At 64.0% G+C, this 962-nt stretch carries 1 protein-coding gene and 1 pseudogene; both read left to right on the top strand.

The window, feature by feature from the left end; genetic code table 11:
• The first annotated feature begins 104 nt into the window (after window positions 1-104).
• Entirely contained in the window at window positions 105-506 is a 402-nt protein-coding gene (locus EN780_RS35290) for a MobC family plasmid mobilization relaxosome protein (protein ID WP_128276541.1), read from the top strand.
• 3 nt (window positions 507-509) lie between these two features.
• Window positions 510-962 (top strand): annotated as a pseudogene (locus EN780_RS35285) (conjugal transfer protein TraA); the annotation flags it as partial.

Here is a 962-nt window from a genome sequence, read left to right as displayed (position 1 = left end):
CCTATTGATGGTGGATACGGAAAAATGTGCGACATTTTTCCCGACGATCGAGGGACAAGCCCTCGATGCCTGCCGCAAGCGCCAGTGAGAGGGGGCCAAGGCCAATGGACGACGCGAAATTCGAGGTCCCGCTCGAGCCGGACCGGAAGGGCCGAATGGTGCATGCCCGCGTCAGCGCGGACGAATATGCAGCGATCGAAAAGGCCGCGAAGGCGGCCGACATGACGGTTTCGGGATTTTTCCGGTCGCTAATCCTCGAGGGAGCGGGCGCTCGGCCATTCCTGACTAAGGAAGACCGCCTCGTGATGGCGCTGCTGCTGGAGGACATGCGCGCGATCGGCGTGAACCTGAACCAGGTGGCGCGATCGATAAACAGCGGCAAGAGCATTCACCCGAGCGAGCTCGACATCAATCTTGGCAACGTGCAGCGCGTCCAAGCGGCCGTTTTGACGGAGTTGCGATCGCTATCGAGACGTGCCGGCCATAAGCGGCGAGGGGAGGATTAAGCGGTGGAAATCTTCTTCGGCGCCTTCACCAGCGAATGGGAGCAGCGGCGCGCGGCGTTGCTGCATGAATTGTCGCTTGGTGGAAAGCGGAGGTCGGCCGAGGAAGAAATGCGGCGGCGGCTGAAGGCCCGGGCCGAGCTGGGCGGCAGTGTTGGTGGCGGCAGTGGCAGCCAGCCGAAAATGCAACGGGCGGCCGCCAGGCCGATCTTTGCGGCCGAGACGCGCGCAGCAGATGCGTCCCGTCCCATTGAAGCGCGGCTGGCGGCGGTAGCCCTGGGCAGCCAGCCCGCGGTTGTCAAAATGGCATCCTATGGCGCCGGCGCGAGGGTAGGGGCGATGCTGAATTATGTGTCGCGCGGCGGCGAGCTCGCCGTCGAGAACGAGAACGGCGAGCGCATCAGCAGCCGCGAGGATCTGGCGCGGCTGCGGGGAGACTGGAACCATCTCTTTCAGAAC

This window comes from Mesorhizobium sp. M4B.F.Ca.ET.089.01.1.1, assembly GCF_004022605.1.
Taxonomy (GTDB): Bacteria; Pseudomonadota; Alphaproteobacteria; order Rhizobiales; family Rhizobiaceae; genus Mesorhizobium; species Mesorhizobium abyssinicae.
This window is presented reverse-complemented; position numbering and strand designations above follow the sequence as displayed.

What these genes read in the sequence shown, in the direction of transcription:
- EN780_RS35290 (WP_128276541.1), top strand. Translation starts at nt 105, where the DNA reads ATGGACGACGCGAAATTCGAGGTCCCGCTCGAGCCGGACCGGAAGGGC.